General features: G+C 38.9%; 15 protein-coding genes. 4 read left to right on the top strand and 11 right to left on the bottom strand.

Annotation, left to right across the window (positions count from 1 at the left end; translation table 11 throughout):
* Positions 1-318 precede the first annotated feature (318 nt).
* A complete protein-coding gene (locus tag E7008_01730) occupies positions 319-852 on the top strand; it encodes an endonuclease (GenBank protein ID MBE6456643.1) in 534 nt (177 codons plus the stop codon).
* Between the two features lie 22 nt (positions 853-874).
* On the opposite strand, the gene E7008_01725 is transcribed toward E7008_01730, so the two are convergent.
* Both E7008_01725 and E7008_01720 read right to left on the bottom strand, forming a co-directional pair.
* Entirely contained in the window at positions 875-1,402 is a 528-nt protein-coding gene (locus E7008_01725; protein ID MBE6456642.1) for a hypothetical protein, read from the bottom strand.
* A 12-nt stretch (positions 1,403-1,414) separates the two neighbouring features.
* Positions 1,415-2,260, bottom strand: coding sequence for an MBL fold metallo-hydrolase (locus E7008_01720; GenBank protein ID MBE6456641.1), 846 nt, complete (start codon positions 2,258-2,260; stop codon positions 1,415-1,417).
* A 326-nt stretch (positions 2,261-2,586) separates the two neighbouring features.
* Here E7008_01720 and E7008_01715 point away from each other — a divergent pair, with 326 nt between their 5' ends.
* On the top strand, positions 2,587-2,922 hold the full coding sequence (locus E7008_01715; protein MBE6456640.1) for a hypothetical protein: 336 nt from the start codon (positions 2,587-2,589) through the stop codon (positions 2,920-2,922).
* A 37-nt stretch (positions 2,923-2,959) separates the two neighbouring features.
* Here E7008_01715 and E7008_01710 read toward each other — a convergent pair whose 3' ends face one another.
* From E7008_01710 to E7008_01685, 6 genes are all read right to left on the bottom strand, one after another.
* On the bottom strand, positions 2,960-3,229 hold the full coding sequence (locus E7008_01710) for a hypothetical protein (protein MBE6456639.1): 270 nt from the start codon (positions 3,227-3,229) through the stop codon (positions 2,960-2,962).
* Positions 3,216-3,749 (bottom strand): hypothetical protein, encoded by a 534-nt coding sequence (locus tag E7008_01705; GenBank protein MBE6456638.1) that lies wholly within the window; start codon positions 3,747-3,749, stop codon positions 3,216-3,218. The genes E7008_01710 and E7008_01705 overlap by 14 nt, the downstream gene beginning before the upstream one ends.
* A gap of 106 nt (positions 3,750-3,855) precedes the next feature.
* Positions 3,856-4,773, bottom strand: coding sequence for a restriction endonuclease (locus tag E7008_01700; GenBank protein ID MBE6456637.1), 918 nt, complete (start codon positions 4,771-4,773; stop codon positions 3,856-3,858).
* Positions 4,774-4,880: 107 nt separating this feature from the next.
* Entirely contained in the window at positions 4,881-6,869 is a 1,989-nt protein-coding gene (locus tag E7008_01695; GenBank protein ID MBE6456636.1) for an AlwI family type II restriction endonuclease, read from the bottom strand.
* Positions 6,870-6,873: 4 nt separating this feature from the next.
* A complete protein-coding gene (locus E7008_01690; GenBank protein ID MBE6456635.1) occupies positions 6,874-7,791 on the bottom strand; it encodes a DNA adenine methylase in 918 nt (305 codons plus the stop codon).
* Between the two features lie 3 nt (positions 7,792-7,794).
* On the bottom strand, positions 7,795-8,829 hold the full coding sequence (locus E7008_01685) for a DNA methyltransferase (protein MBE6456634.1): 1,035 nt from the start codon (positions 8,827-8,829) through the stop codon (positions 7,795-7,797).
* 153 nt (positions 8,830-8,982) lie between these two features.
* Here E7008_01685 and E7008_01680 point away from each other — a divergent pair, with 153 nt between their 5' ends.
* Complete coding sequence (locus E7008_01680) at positions 8,983-10,560, top strand: hypothetical protein (GenBank protein MBE6456633.1); 1,578 nt, start codon at positions 8,983-8,985, stop codon at positions 10,558-10,560.
* Here E7008_01680 and E7008_01675 read toward each other — a convergent pair whose 3' ends face one another.
* From E7008_01675 to E7008_01665, 3 genes are all read right to left on the bottom strand, one after another.
* Positions 10,561-12,102, bottom strand: coding sequence for a hypothetical protein (locus tag E7008_01675; GenBank protein ID MBE6456632.1), 1,542 nt, complete (start codon positions 12,100-12,102; stop codon positions 10,561-10,563).
* 134 nt (positions 12,103-12,236) lie between these two features.
* Positions 12,237-14,210, bottom strand: a complete 1,974-nt coding sequence (locus E7008_01670) for a DUF2075 domain-containing protein (GenBank protein ID MBE6456631.1) — start codon at positions 14,208-14,210, stop codon at positions 12,237-12,239.
* Between the two features lies 1 nt (position 14,211).
* Positions 14,212-14,550, bottom strand: a complete 339-nt coding sequence (locus tag E7008_01665; GenBank protein ID MBE6456630.1) for an NUDIX domain-containing protein — start codon at positions 14,548-14,550, stop codon at positions 14,212-14,214.
* Between the two features lie 523 nt (positions 14,551-15,073).
* On the opposite strand from E7008_01665, the gene E7008_01660 reads away from it, so the two are divergent.
* Entirely contained in the window at positions 15,074-16,180 is a 1,107-nt protein-coding gene (locus E7008_01660; GenBank protein MBE6456629.1) for a cell filamentation protein Fic, read from the top strand.
* Positions 16,181-16,316: the final 136 nt, after the last annotated feature.

Raw genomic sequence — 16,316 nt, 5'->3', positions numbered from 1 at the left:
GAATAACTTACCATTTCACAACCCATAAAAAATCTACATATTTTGAACATATTGCAAAAATGGCGTTTTACCCCCCGCAACACGCCCCTTGATTTTTGTGGGAAATGGTGTAGAATATGTGTGTGCAAGTAATTGCACAAGCGACATTAAAAGTGAGAACGGGTTTGATCACCCACATACCACAACTTCTAATGTCCCGACTCCGGTCGGGATGCCGTTGCTATACAACAGGGCTTGTCCCAAAGGCAATGGGGTTCTGTATGTGAACTGATCAACTCCCGACCACTCTTGTTTGAGTGGTCTTTTGTTTGGGGTTGTATGTTTGTCAGACAATGGACTTTTGTTATTGGAATTGCGTTTGCCATTGGGGTTGGCGTTGGGGCGCAATTGCCCACACGGACGGTCACCCCACCCAGCGCACCCGTACACATAGAATCATATTTCACCCCCGGCACCGAATGCGAAGACCGCATAATCGCCGAGCTGGGTCGGGCCACAACAATTGACATTGCCGTATATTCCATAACCAATCCAAAAATTGCGAACGCCATTATTGCCGCCCACCGTCGGGGCGCAAGGGTGCGAATTGTCACAGACCGAACTATGGCTGGGCATAAATCGTCCATGATTGATGAACTGGTCACCGCCGGCATACCCGTCCGCATCAACCGCCGGCACAAGATTGAGCATAATAAATTCGCCGTCTTTGATAATCGGCGCATGGTGACCGGCTCTTATAACTGGACCACCGCCGCCACCAAGTATAACAGCGAAAACTGCATCTTCCTGACCCACCCAGCGCAAGAGTACAGTAAACGGTTTGAAGTTTTGTGGAACGCATATAAAAAATAACCCGCCCACACAGGGCGGATATTTAGTTATGCAGGGCGATATTTATCCGCTCAGATAATTTCTTTGCGTGTTTCCTGACGGAAAGGTAGAACACGAACGAAATCGCCAAACAAGTAATTCCAACAACACTATTTCCAACTGCCAAGGCAAAAATCATCAAAACAATTGATGCCATCAACACATTACGAGACAGTGCGTATTCACGACTCAATGTTTTTAAAAACACGTCTTCTTTTTCAGCAGAAACATATTCTTTATAATCATGCCATTGGATCTTGATTTTACGCGACACCCAAGTTCTGCGTTCTGGGGGCACGTCCGTCATTAGAATTTCTTCCAGGAATACGGATGCCATACGGTTCATAACCAGTCCTACAAAATAAGCCAATGCAATAAAACACACTGTTTCCGTAGTTGGGCTATTTATTACCCCTTGTAGCAGTCGCCACTGTGCGCCAAAGAACAAAGGATCGATTAACACAAGCCCAATTAAAGAAACCAGACCAATAAACAACATGTTTATCAAATGATAAAAAGGAATCTTGTTCATGACCACCCCCACTTATGCGGCATGATGCCAAGAATCAAATGAGTAATTCCCAAACTGATCAATGCGTAAAACAATGTTGCCGTCTTTTCTGGTCGTTAACACATGTCTGGATTCACCGTTAAGCCATATTCCGCGTCCATTATTATAAGCGCATGAAGATCCAAGTTGACTATCGTGCTCGCAACGTTTATCAGATATAATCGTTGCGCGCGGATTAACCACAGCGAAAAATTCGGGACAAAAATCTGTTGTACGACCATGATGTGGCGCTAATAAAAAATCAGCGTTTTTTACTGCGGCCACAAATTCTGGATTCGTCATCATCTTTACCAAGATTTCTTTGTTGTTATCACCAGTAAGCACGACTTTACATTCCCCAAAACTTAAAACATAAACTTTAGAGAAAGTGTTTGGGTCTTCTAGATCTTGGTCGTTTTTATCTGGGCTAAACGCCTGCCATTTAAGCCCACCATTGACATATTCTGAAAAAGGATCTTCCTCTGGTGGAACGGCTTTTGTATAACTGCTGTTCATTGCGTTTATATAATCAACTCTAGTACGATCTTTTACATCAAATTTGGTACGATCTATCGGGAATGCAGATTTTGCCCTGCTTAAGACCCTGGGGCTTATTCCATACCTTTCAAGATTCATAATATCGTGATAGTGATCTTCATGTGGATGTGTGATAACCAACGCATCCAACTGGCTGATTTGACCGATGTTTACCAGATGGTAAGCTGGCGAGAAATCGTCACTACCGCCTATATCAACCAAAATATTTTTTCCATTTGGGGTTTGTATATGTGTGCAGGAACCGTGTCCCACGTCAAAAAATGTTATTTTTGTTTCTGCCATATCTAATTCCTTTTCTTCGTTTCTTCAAACATTCAGCCATATCAATTAACAAACTGATTGACCACTTTGTGGGAATTTGATATAATCAGACTTGTCAAGTGGTGTCCGATTATATTGGATATCCCAAATCTGTCGTTGGCGCGACAGATTTTTTTTCGTTTCGGCAATTCGCCGATTCGAGTATGGATACAGCATACCGCAGAAATACGCAATGTCAAGACAAACTGTATACATTCAATAAAATTTAATAAAAGACAATGAACATACTTTTAAACGCTTGACAACAGCGAATTGTTTGCAATACTAAAAACAAAGAGGTGCTAGACATGGACGATATTTTTGATATTTCAAAAATTGATGACGTTCCTGAAGTGATCCAAACGGAATTGGGTATTGATCAATTTGCAGAAGAAATTATTAGACTGTTTAATATTGCAAACAGGCCGCTCACGATAAATGAGGTACTGGTTGCGCATTATAGAATGTTTTCTGCTACTAAAAATGCAGATGGTGTTTACGAAACCAAGCCGGGAGTGACTCCTAAAACGAAACGTCAAATAACCCTTAAGCTTTACAGCATGAGCAAGGATTCTGGTGCAGTTCTGTCATCACACAGACGCGGAACATACGTATTACGTGAACAGCTTGAACTGCCTATGTAATCTCTCACAATTATTTTTAATTTATTATTACGAATATTTACTCCACAAACACAATGCCAAACCATTTTTGCATGATGCTCAGGCGGGATTGATAGTCGTTCGCAGAATTGATTTCTGTTTCATACTCGCGTTTTAGTTGTGCCGACAACCCAAGTTCACGCACCAGGCGATTACACACTCCCATAAGATAGAATATATTGCCCGCCGGTCCGTTCAGGTCAATGACCAGGCCTGTTTGGTACTTCGCCCCCGGTACACCCCGCCGGGCGACGTGCAGTTTCCGTTCCAGCGCTTCAATCGTTTCCATGTGCAGCGCCTTTGGTTTTAAGCTCTTGCTGAATCTGTGTCCACATCAATTCCAGTTCGTCCAGCCCCGTCAGGTCTGATTTCAACCACATTTCTGGGGTCTGCCATACGTCGTCCTGGGTACAGGCCAGTGCGCTCTCCACCAATTTGCGGATGCGGCGGTGGCGCATTTCGTTCTTGATTGCGGACCGGTACAGCATGCGCCTGTCTACTGTGATGGGGCGTGGCATTGTGCCGGCGTGATACGCCCACCACTTGGCTATTTTTAGTTTGTTCAGCATTGCCACGCGCAACATCGCCACCCCATAACTCAGGGTGCCGGTGCCGTCGAATATTTCATCGGCCAGGTGTCGTCCGGCGCGCCCGTTCAGAAATTCCAGTATTTCATCGGCGGACTTTTCGGGGTGAATTTGCCCCAGGCGTTTAACCGTCACGTCCCAGATTGCGTTTCGGTGGTCTGGGCTGCCATAATGTGCCGCCAGCGCACCATAAAATCCGTATTGCTTGTTTATAGTTGTCATGTTGTGCCTCTTGCTTTTTCAACACAACAATGCCAACAAAAAATGGAATAGCTAGTGAAATAGACAGGAACGTGCAAGAAAAATGCCCCAACCGGGGCATTGTTAGTTACACAATCTCAAAATACGACGCGTCAAACTCTTTTACGTCGTAATTTTTCTTCGGTTTGGCACCCAAACCGTGTTCGCGCATTAACTGCGCCAGTTTGGCCCCATTTATTAAAACAATTGTATAGCCATGTGCGCCTTTTGCAGCTTTTTCCGCCTTTTCTGAAAAATCAGAAGTCGTTATAAACACGCCCTTGTTTACATTATTTGTTGCCAGAGCGCCCACAAAATCGCGCATTTCTTTTTCATTAACTTTGGAATCTGTATAACGTTTGGCCTGTAGGTATATCTTGGACAGCCCCAGCTCATCTTCATCTATAATTCCATCAATGCCTCCATCCGCAACATATCTAGTTGGTGTACCCACGCCATAATCCATAGCCTCCATTAAATCTACTACTATTGTCTCAAAGCGTCTTGGGTCAACAGTCTTTAAATTTGATAAAATATCATCTTCTAATACAGAATTTAGGTCGTTAATTGCACTTTCCAGCATTTCTTCTGGATCTATCGGCGTTTGACAAGTGGAATCAGGTGTATTTGGTGCAGATTGAGCTTTTGTTTTTTTACCTGTATTTGATGTGTTCATAAAGTTTACAAAATCTGGATACTTCATTAAATATGCGTCGTCTACTCTATCACCTGAAGAGGCGACTCTTTTGCCTTCATCTGTAATTTTATAACTACCACGTTTTACACGTTCTAAAAGCCCCGCACGAAACATAAAATATGCAGCCCAATACACACGACTAGACACAATCGGCTCGCCGGACTTCAATGTTTTATCTATATCTTCTGGTGTTAAGTTCAATATATTCACAACAGCGTCAATTACATCTGTACGTTTCATAATATCGCCCGATTTTGCATACACTTGCAATACAGGGTTCATAAAATCTTGATAACTTGGGATGGACATAATTTTCCTCTTTTTTCAAGAATTATATCACAATATCTATTAAACACCATTTAAATTTATTCAGACGTACTGTGAACCAATATCAACAAGATAGAAATAAACGAAAATCATTCAGACAAAATATTCTCTATCATCTGTTTACGCCATTCTAGCGGTCTTACCTGCGTTTCATCCTTATACGCATTATCGAAGATCCGGTATAAGTCTCTATATTTTCTACCTGTGCGAATAATTGCTTTTAAATCATCTGTGCTTAACGGTATGATTTTCATTGATTCTACACATTTGGTATCATCTTGTTGATCATAATATGGCACATTTTTCCTTGATCTGAAATCAGATACAACATTTGGGTGCAAATAATTTGTTGCAAATATACAGTATGAGTCCATATTTTTAGAGCGTAATAAATGTTGTCCTAAATGTCTTGAAACAGGTTCCATTTCCATTCTGCGCTGATTTGTATTGTCTGCTAAAGTTGCCTCCAAGAGCAAAGAGTGTTCTGGATAATCGTCGCTCCCAGAATACTCGTATACAATATCAGCTTCACCACCTGCCGCATGAGTTTTAGGTAGCAAATCGGCCCCTAAAGACAATTTCATATAATCCAGAACCTTACCTTGTCTTTCGCTTATCTTATACCACAATATCCCCAGTACATACTCAAAAATAGTGGGTATATCTGCATTATCCGTTACTTGTTCTTGTATTGCTTGATCTGCTCTACATTGAAACATGTCTAACAATGCTAAAATCTTTTCATCTGTAAACTTGTCATCAATCAATTGTTGTAAACGTTTATAACGTTCGTCTTCAACAATTTGATTAGCTTCTTCTAATGTTTTTACAGAAACACCGAACCGTTTGCTTAATCTTGCCAGTAAATCTTCTTTATTTAACTCCAGACAAGGTGAAATTTCTTCTAATGAAATATCGTCAAACAAACTATTACTCTCAACAAAAGCATCTTGATATAAGCAATTCACAATCGGAGCAAAAAAATATTTTGGAATAGTATCTAATTCAACTTTATTTTCTTGAAACAGAACCAAATCTGACGTCTTAAAATATCTTCTGTTTAAATCAAAATAATCAGACAAAGTGGCTTTTGCTTTGTTTGTTTGCAATAATCTGAAGAAAACTCTTTTAAAATCCTCCTCGCTAGTTATGTTATCAAAAATAGTTGCATTTAAAGCTTCTTTACCTAGTTTGCGTATATTTCTTTCAAGCGGCGTGGAAAATAATATCTTCTTCCATCGACCACTTATGCCACTTGATAAACCTTTTACCGCTTCTAATAACTCAGGTATACTATCATATTTATTATCCAAATATATAGACTTTAAGGCAACATACAATGGATAATATGCTTTGTCATACGATCTGCTCTTTCTATTTATTCCAACAGTACAAATAATATCTTCTGTGACATCTGAATCTAAAAAATATTGTAGTGCTGCTTTATAGTTGTCCATATTTATTATTCTATTAAAGATAATATCGTCTATAGAAACTGCCCCCGTTCTAAATTGCTTGATTTTATCAATAATTTCTTCTGTATTTTGTGAATTTGTACACAGTGGCAATAAATACATAAATTCTTCAAATGTGATATACTCTAAGTGTTCCAGCGCATAAATTAAAATAATGAATGGACGTACGAATTCAGAATCAACATCTACCGAAGTTTTGAGCAATTGCTTGGCAAATAAAAAACTGTCTTTTGGTATATTGAAAAAGTTATCTGACACAAAATCATTCTTACGACTCATTTGCAATAGCTGCTTCCCAACTTTAGACAATTTTCTATCTGGCATAACTAACCCAAAATCAACCAGTCCTGATGTTTTTTCTCTAGCGTCTTTGGGTTTATTTTTAGCTTCACCATACACAAAATTATTATTTTTCATATAATCATAATATCTGGTTTGCAAAATATCATTTCCCTGCCAACTATCGGTATTGTTCTCAGGTAAGTTCCAAAAAGAATCCAGTAACCCCAACTGTGTTTCTATCGTCTTATTAAAATTCTTTGTTCTGAAACTTGTTGTTCCCAAACACCAACAAAAGCTCTTATAAGAAAACTCCATATTCATACCCCTAATAGTTAATAATTAGCACTTCTTCACTAGATTTAGTTCTGTCTTTTGTGTGATAGCTAGAATTGGCATAGTTATAATTCAATCTGATTGCCTTATATTTATTTGAATTATTTTCCAACCACTGAATCAACAGCTTATTTTCTTTGCCTTTACTGCGCAATACGTTAGATAACGCAAATTTTATTCCCTTTGCATTTAGTTTGTCTAAAAAGTTTAGCAAATCCTGCTCGGCTTTCAAGTCCCAACCGCCTTGTTCATTATATGTAGCACACGTAATCAAATAAGGAGGGTCCACATACACAAAATCATCAACACTCAAACTTTCTATATCAAATTCTCTAAAATCCCGACAGGTAAATTCACAATCTTGCTCATGCAGTTTGTCTATAAACGAAGATAATTTCTCTGCCATTTTTGAGTTAAAGTCACGCTTACCTACTGGTAAATTAAAATGCTGATTGGCATTAAATCGTATCTGGTTGTTAAAGGCATATACAATCAATACATATAGAACCACATAGTAATAATAGTCTTTAGCTAATTTTGTGTTAAAATCTTCTCGTAATTTTAGAAATTTTTCTCTGTTATAATCTCCTAGTCCTGAACTACTATCACAACCATAGTGCTCATAACCATGTAGACTAACAAGAGACAAACCATACTTATCTATTATTTCGTATACCCAGTTGAAAACAGCCTGTTTGTCCAGATTTTTTAATGTATGATATAGATAAATCAAATTTCTATCTAAATCGTTATATATTACTTTAGATGCTACGGCATTAACCCCAACATTACATCCACCACAAAACAAATCTACAAATGTGTTTATTTGCTTGGGGAACAATGGCAATATCTGTGGCAACAATTTGGCTTTTCCGCCCGTATAATTAAGAGGAGATTGTACAAATGCCATGATTTACTCTACACCTCCCGAACATTCGCACAAAAACAATCTCTCCTCATTGTCTGCTATATCTGACTTACCCGTTGTAAAAGCCTTGTACTGCTGAGAAAACACCTTTACCTTGCCTTTGCCTCTCAGTATACGCAGTATATCTTCGTCAGAAATCTTGGCATTAGATCTGTCATTACCCTTTTGCGACATGTTATTATAAGACAACATAATATATTTTGCCTTGATATTACTGATCAAATCTGCAAATGCATCTGTTGCTTTATTTGTGCAATATTCGCTTTTTAATTTACTGCGATCCATCTTTTTCGCCACACCATGCACCTCTGGCTTTTCCCAACGAGCTACATTTTCCAACAAATGGTACGCATCGCAATATTGTCTAGAATTATATGGAGGATCAATATAGACCAGATCGGCTTCTATTTCTCTGACAAGCAAATTTGCATCTGTGTTAAAACATTTGTTTTTGGGGTTGTTATCAACCGGAGCCAGTGGCACATACAATTCCAGTTCATTTTCATAATTACAACCCTTGCGATAAGCGTCATAATGTCCACAGGTTTGTGCTATTTTATCCATAGCATACAACAACGAGGTTATTAGAATCGCTCTTTCTCTGGCGTTTATTTGTTTCTTTTTGAACAACTGTTCTATGTCGTTTCTTATATAGCCAATTTTGGAACAATCTTTCTTGCTAAAATAGGTGTCTGCAAAATTTCTTGTCATATAATTATCACGACAAGATCCTAATGAGTTATATTTAACCACAAGATCAATAATTTTTTGTTGATCATATGTTTCCGCACCAAACCAGGCGTAATTGCAAATATAATTACTGTACATCAAATCATTTGTAATGATAACCATGCTTTTATCAAAAGCGGAAGACACAGCGCCTGTACCAGCAAAAATATCGGCTATCACTTTGATATTACGACACTCCTTTTCAACAACATCGACAATAAAGGGCAATAATTTATACTTATTACCTAAATAACGCCGGTTATTTATCTTAGAGGTTTTATACCCGCTCACACTTTCTTCCTTTCAGTTAGAAATTTAGAACAAAACCACCATCTAAGTCAAGAGAACAAATGGTCATTTTATAATATTTAGCACATGCTATTTTTTTCTTTTATCTTGTTGATGTTTCCTTTTTTTTTACTATAATGTAGCAAAAGGGCACGTATGACAAAAACAAACAAAATAAATGTATATTTTATCAAAGACGGTTTAGATATAGAAACAGAGGTTTTAAAGAACAAATGTTTGTATTGTGAATTATGTGGCGGCACCCTTTATTACACAAAAAGGCCGATAAACATACCTGCTTGGGTGTCCAATTTTTTTAAGAATGAGGCTATTATAGCAGACACGTTTAAATCCGCTTCATCACAAGCGGTATTTATAAAAAAGCTTAATATTATGGGACAAACACATTCGTTTGCTCTGGCTTTTGGTAATGGTTTATACTTATTAAAAAAATCCGCTATAGTGCCAAATTTTGGTTTAAAAATAGTTCTTAATATTGTTAATAATAAAAACCTAAAAAAAATAGACACCCAAAACATATCAAGTGTTCCCAAGCATAAATCTGAACAAATAACTAAATTAGGTGATCTAAAAGATTTTGGCATTGATTATGAAGCAGATATATTAACAGGAATAACCGGTGGCATAAACAAACAAACCGAACCGGAATTATATAATACGTTTGGGACTAACGTTACTGGGAAAGACTCTCTTTCTGTAAATGTTAAATTCGATGCTGACACAGTGGATCATTTTTTAGAAACTGCTTATATAGCCTATACAAAAGAGGACTATAAAAATAAAGGGTTTGGATGGATAGATAACATAAACAGGATTTCTGCACAAGAACCGCTGTTTGTTCAATTAAATTGTGAATTGGATAAACTTTTGAACAAACCTGCAGATGTAACTGATAAGGTATGGCTTGCTGTTCCAGAAATTATAAAATGGGAAGATATACGAGGTTTCTATTATAAAAACAAAAAAGATTTGAAAGATGATATCGACCTTTTAGATTTGGGTGAAGATTTAACTGTAGATAAATTAAAGCACATAAAAGTTCACGCATTAAGTGCTTTGAATGACGATATACTATACGAATGGTCTGCTCTTGAATGTTTATATGCGGAAATAAATTTCAATGGCAACGTTTACATGTTCATCAATTCTAATTGGTATCAGATAAATGCTGATTTTCAGCGTGAAACAGACAATAAATTTCGTAGCATATTGGAAACGAAGGTACCTGATTTAGCATGGGGTGTATACTCTCCGAATCAGAAAGAAAAAGACTTTAACGCGCAATTAAACGATAACATACCTGGTTCTTTATATATGGATGCGCAAAATATAGTATATGGCGGTGGACACAGCCAAATTGAATTTTGTGACGTATTTGATCACGATAACGGTAATATAATACATGTAAAAAAATATGCAGGCTCTTCCGTATTAAGCCATTTGTTTAATCAGGCCTATGTTTCAGCCACACTTTTTAAACAATCATCAGAATTTAAACAAGCTGTAGTCGATAAAATGAAGAGCAACAATGATCATTTTCAATTTATCGAAAAAGATAACTATAATATTATTCTTGTGATATTGAGCGACAAAAACCCTGAAAAAGCACAAAATCTCCCATTTTTTAGTAAGATCACATTAAATCATGTCATATCTGAAATAAATAACATTAAGGGGTATTCTGCTTATGTTAAAATTATAGCGGCACAATAATCATCGATTTGCGTTTAACACGCTTCCGCAACATTTCTTATATTTTTTGCCGCTGCCACAAGGGCATTTGTCATTAACGCCTATTTTTATAGTCCTAACACCATCAGGCCACTCTGCTTCCATATTTTGAAACCATTTACCGATTGGTTGTATTAACACACCTTGTTTGATTCTCTCTGCATTCCAGAAATCTTGTTCTTGTTTGGGCCATCCTCTAAAATTCACCAACACTAAATCCGAACTTGTAACTTTTCTATATTTCGGGGGTTCTATTGCTATACCGATAATTTTATTTATATTTTTATTTTCGGCAACACATTTGGCCTTAGCAAAATTTATATAGAGACCTAAAAGATCTCTTCTGCGATATATATATTCTGTATACGAAGTAGCGCGCGCTGTATCTACCTGTAAAAAAAGGTACAACAAATCTGCTGTAGTGTTCGATAAAAAAACAGTTACACAAACTTGGTCAGGACCGCACTTTTTTATAGCATTAAAAATCGACTTAGACAAAACTCGTCTAGATAATCTATCTTCCGTTGCCATATATCGCAAAACAACATCCTCACTATCAGTGCTGGTTTTGCTGATTATTTTCATGGAACCATCAAGTGCACAAACAGCACTTTCTTCTACTAAACGATCCCAAAAATAACTTGGTTTATTAGCTCTATTGCGCGACAAATACTTAGAGCTTTTCTTAAAGCTCTCCCAGTCACACTCTGGCACATGGTATTCTGAACTTCCGGTCCCTATTTCTTCCTTTGATAAAAAAACGTGGCATTTACGTTCTTGATCAAAATTATGAATATATTGATATAATAGATCTTCCTCTCCTGCATAACTAGTATACCTAGTTCTGATTAGTTTTTCTTTTTCATTTAAATATCTTACAAAATCAGTTAATGTATCTAATTCGTTTAAAACAAATGGTAATGAATAATCATCAAACACATGAACAAATGTTTTTGTCTTATCATAATCATACGTTGAGAATAAATGATCTAATAAATATTCATCTTGATCTTCTTGTGACACGCTGATAAACTTCTGATAATCTATCGTTTTTTCTTCATTAACATTTGAAAAACTCAAACTTCCGCGACGCTTCCCTCCAAAGAAGTTTTTACACGCCTCTGTAGCCCCATTAGCAACACAAATTAAATGTATTTTAATTTGTTTTTTATCTGGTATGTTAACAGGCAATTTTTGTTTAGGGTTTAACCAGACTTTCTCTGGGTGGTCTCGAATTATATTTTCTGCATGATGTAATTGTTTAATAGATTCTATAATTGCCTTGCGTTCCCAGCGTTGCCAAGCCACAAACGGTTTGATTTCTTCGTTGTACTTAATGTTTTTGTCCGAAAATATTAAAACATTATCACCACAAATGACTAACAAGTCACACAATTCTTTAAATCCGGACGAAGTTTCAACCTGCGGGTTTGGGTAACTCCAAAGCCCCATAAAAACCCTTTCACCCAATTTGACTAAACGATGCTCTGATTCTGTAAGGCCTTTAGATTTCTCAATATTCACTTATTACACCTCTGTGCTATCGGCGAAAATTACATATAAAAAGGCGATGGGAGGGCATGCCAAGCACCAAAATACAAACCATCCCTTCTTGATAAAAACTGCCGGTCTTTTTTTTCTGTTTGCATTGTCATGTTTTACAACTCCTCCACGCCGATTGCGGTTAGGTATTGCCATAGGGCGTCGTAGAATTTTGGTTGGCGGGTAGCGTCTGATACGTCGCCGCGTGGGACGAATATTACAAAACCTTCACGGGCGCGGGTCAGCAGTACACGATACGCGTTTTTAAGATAACGGCGCTTGTCTTCTTGGTTGATTGATAGCCAACGCGAACCACTGGGTTTATAATATTCAAATTTGCTGTCAACATATCTGTAATCTGCGTCCCAGCCAACAACCGCATAGTCTATTTCCAGTCCCTGGATATCAAATTCACTGGCCGCTTCTTCCATAAAGTATGACGACTTGATATCATCACGTTCACCCAGGAACCACTTTTCCGGCTTGCACTTACTTTCTATCCAAATTCCGTCCGCACGCAATCTGCGACCATTTGAACTGGCAATCAGGCCATGACGCAACGTCTTGCCGGCGGTCTGTTCACGCACCCATTGTTTGGCACGCGCCAAATCACGCGTCATATAAATTGGATAGACTTCGGACAATCGTTTATATTTTTCTGCGGCGGCTGCGGCATCATTATCCAGCAAAGAATCCACAAAGCCCGCAACATCGGATGTTCTGTGTGCGCGCAACGATACAGACAGGTGCAACTCTTTAATCGTTTCGCATTTCAGCCCATCGGTCAGTTCTGCAAACGATTGGTCGCCCAGGTATTCACTGGCAGTTATATCGCCAGACACGTAAACATTCCAATCTGGGAAAGAACGCTTTAATGACGCAAACCATTCCTGGATACCGGCCTCGCCAGTGTTAATATCCTGACCGCCACCAACAAGACATACAATTACGGCCCAATCTTGGTGTCGGTTCATATAGTCAATTAACAACTCTGGCTCGCTCATAGCCAAGAAGTGGGCACGCTGATCATCTGTTAGACGGTTAAGAATCGCCCCTTTCTTCTTTTGCATAAAGTCTGATAACATACGTTGGTTCCATGCACGCTGTGCTTCGTCAAATATGACAACATTTTCAGTTGGAACGTCTGCCTCATTCAAGGAACGATCACGAAAGTGATGAATTATCTGAATAGAAGATTTTATCTTGCTGTGCGTAAGAGATTTGGACGTACCATTTTGCTTGTATGCATCTAGAGCCAAAGCCTCGCTAAGTACCGAAACCAATGGCTGATTACCTGTCAAAAAGCACGAATAACTTTGCCCCGTTGTTTTCTGATTTGCAAATACAATGTTCAGACCAGCCAAGGTTTTGCCCGCACCAGGCACACCGGTGACAAAGCAGATTGATTTTTGTTTATTCTGTTTTGAATGTTCAATTATGCGCTGAACCGCGTCTGATGTTTTTGTCAGGTTTTCGGCTGCCGTATTTTGCGCAATATCTGCGACAGAGTGAGTGTTATATAGGGCTTTGGCGGCCTCAATAATCGTTGGCGTTGGAAGATATCTGGAATTTGCCCATTTATCCATATTGATTGTTGTGCACGAAGTATCTGTGTTGCGAATAATTATATTACGCAATTCATCACCATCGGTCAGGATTACGTCTTCTGGGACATCGTGTTTGCGGTAGTCATCCGGCACACCTGTTGCCACCAAGATAGGAACGATTTTACACCGACGGCTTTCTTCGTGATAGTTTTGCAAATCAAATGCATATGTGCGAACCTGGCGGATTGCGTCACTGGCATATGTTTCTGCGCCGACCTTAAATTCCAAAACAAAGACAGTATTGTTTATCAGCAAGATGTTGTCTATGCGACCGCCCACGCGTGGCAAAGTGTATTCAAACAGAATGCTGCCAGATGGCGCGTATGCCAGCGCATATTTCAACACGCGAATTTGTTCCATCCATGCGTCTTTTTGTGCTGCAACTGTGTCGTATCTGTCACCTGCGGCGATAATACCAAAGATTTCATCATCGCTTTGGCGCAAAAAGTTATGAATACTGTTTTTGTAGAAAGCGTCGCTCATTTTACTTTCCTTTGGTTTGCAGGGTTTTGGATACGATTTGGTCGGCGGGGAGTTGTGGGTGGGAGGGTAAGTCCTGGACTGGCACCCAGTGCATATCATCGTGGACGCGCAGTTGAATTTCGCCTGTGTAGAATGTGATTTCGTATGTATGAAGTTCAATAACCTTGCCAGAATCTGTTGTGTGTTTTGCGATGGTAATCAGGTCGCCGATTTGTGCGTCTATTCCCAATTCTTCAAACAACTCCCGGTGCAGGCATGTTGGGCCGTCTTCGCCATCTTCAAACTTACCACCGGGGTATTCCCATTCGCCCGCCAACGGCTGATCCGCCGCACGACGCATCAGCAGAACTTTATCCCCATTTCTAAAAATCGCAGCAGTTACTTTCACACTGAATCCTTTCCTTTACAACACCATCTTGCACTGTTTTTTTAGGTTTGTAAAGTCCTTATTTTCTGCGGATTTTAGCGTTTATGCATAGAGATACACCACGATACATTTAAGGTGAATTTTTAGGATATTTTTGTATTTAGATACAACTAACAGCATATCAACAGTTTTACGTAAGTTTTCAACAATTTTTTGTGCATTACTACTTTCACTACCTTTTCTTTATCTTTTATTTTTATTATCTTTTATTTTTCTTTACTACTACTACTTTCCTTACTTATGAAATCAATATTGAAATCAACATGAAATCAATTCTGATTTATGAAATTAGACAGTGCGGCATGCGGTCTTGTTTTTTTATCAGTGTGTAGCAAGGTGGCGGGGTCGCCGTTACCCGTATATGAAACGCCCGTCACAAGACCCATTAAATAACTGGAATTTTTGTATTTCTTGGATATAATCAATAGGGTAAGGCATGAAAGATATGGCAAAGTTTTCAGATTTTATCAGCGAATACAAAACAGCCCAAGAGCCATCTAAACAAGAAAAGGCACGTAATTGGGATATCGCCATTGGCCTGCAACAGGTTGATGGGTTGACACCATCGCGTTATCTGTACCAGGTGGCACGTGATAATATCGAAGGCAAGCTGAGTCATGACGAAGTTCATCAGTCGCTGCGCCAGTATTACCGCACCCCAGAGGGTGACGAACTGGGTATTGAATACTGGGAGGCCGACACCGTTTCCAACCGTATTGCAGAACTGTTAAGCAATTCGTCTTTTACCTTTGCGCCGACTACTTTGCTGTCTATTCACAAGTATTTGTTTAATGCGGCATTGCCTGAACACTGGGTTGGGAATGTTCGTACCAAGGATATTATCAAGGCAGAAAACGTGCTGATGGGGGATACTGTGCACTATGCCAGCCATATGGACATTATGCCAACACTGGAATACGACTTTGACCGCGAAGAACGTTTTGATTACAGTACGCTTAACACACGTGCGCAAGTTGAACATATCGCGCAATTCGTGTCTGGCCTGTGGCAAATTCATCCATTTCGCGAAGGCAATACGCGCACAATCGCCGTATTTGCAATCAAGTATCTGCGCAATAAAGGCTTTGCTGCTGATAACGAATTATTCAAGGATTATGCAGAATATTTTCGCAATGCCTTGGTTCGCGCCAACTATGAAAATATACCGCGCGGTATCAAACGGACCTATAAATACCTGAACTTGTTCTTTGGAAATCTGTTGCTGGACGAAAACAATTCGCTGAAAGGTGACGACATGGTTATAAATATCGCTAATCCCGAAATAAAAACTAGCGATATAACTAGCGATAAATGTAGCGATTTGAATATAGACGACCTGAACAAAACAGAACGGGCGTTCTTTATCGCTATGGCTGAAAAGTTATGTACAATGGGTTATGTTACTGCTGCGGACGCAATTTCTATAACAGGCAAATCGCCACAGCGCGTACGCCAACTGTTTGTCGCATTGGTTAACAAAGGTTTCTTGGTTGCCACCGGTCAAAACAAAGGCCGCAAATATAGTCTGCCAGAAAAACGATAATCGATTTATAAGAAAATGTGTTCTTAGGTGCGAACCAGGTTCGCACTTATCATATTGTAATTACTATTAAAACACCCAAAGTGCGAACCTGCGAACCAATTTTTCAAACCCGTGTGTAACAAGGTGTCGAGGTCGC

This window comes from Alphaproteobacteria bacterium (assembly GCA_015062495.1).
Classification (GTDB): domain Bacteria; phylum Pseudomonadota; class Alphaproteobacteria; order Rs-D84; family Rs-D84; genus Enterousia.
The sequence above is the reverse complement of the archived record's forward strand: the minus strand, read 5'-3'. Positions and strand labels throughout refer to the sequence as shown.

Coding starts and splice junctions, on each gene's coding strand:
- E7008_01725 (MBE6456642.1), bottom strand. CDS start 1,402: ATGAACAAGATTCCTTTTTATCATTTGATAAACATGTTGTTTATTGGT.
- E7008_01660 (MBE6456629.1), top strand. CDS start 15,074: ATGAAAGATATGGCAAAGTTTTCAGATTTTATCAGCGAATACAAAACA.
- E7008_01665 (MBE6456630.1), bottom strand. CDS start 14,550: ATGCGTCGTGCGGCGGATCAGCCGTTGGCGGGCGAATGGGAATACCCC.
- E7008_01715 (MBE6456640.1), top strand. CDS start 2,587: ATGGACGATATTTTTGATATTTCAAAAATTGATGACGTTCCTGAAGTG.
- E7008_01720 (MBE6456641.1), bottom strand. CDS start 2,260: ATGGCAGAAACAAAAATAACATTTTTTGACGTGGGACACGGTTCCTGC.
- E7008_01695 (MBE6456636.1), bottom strand. CDS start 6,869: ATGAATATGGAGTTTTCTTATAAGAGCTTTTGTTGGTGTTTGGGAACA.
- E7008_01690 (MBE6456635.1), bottom strand. CDS start 7,791: ATGGCATTTGTACAATCTCCTCTTAATTATACGGGCGGAAAAGCCAAA.
- E7008_01705 (MBE6456638.1), bottom strand. CDS start 3,749: ATGACAACTATAAACAAGCAATACGGATTTTATGGTGCGCTGGCGGCA.
- E7008_01670 (MBE6456631.1), bottom strand. CDS start 14,210: ATGAGCGACGCTTTCTACAAAAACAGTATTCATAACTTTTTGCGCCAA.
- E7008_01700 (MBE6456637.1), bottom strand. CDS start 4,773: ATGTCCATCCCAAGTTATCAAGATTTTATGAACCCTGTATTGCAAGTG.
- E7008_01710 (MBE6456639.1), bottom strand. CDS start 3,229: ATGGAAACGATTGAAGCGCTGGAACGGAAACTGCACGTCGCCCGGCGG.
- E7008_01730 (MBE6456643.1), top strand. CDS start 319: ATGTTTGTCAGACAATGGACTTTTGTTATTGGAATTGCGTTTGCCATT.
- E7008_01680 (MBE6456633.1), top strand. CDS start 8,983: ATGACAAAAACAAACAAAATAAATGTATATTTTATCAAAGACGGTTTA.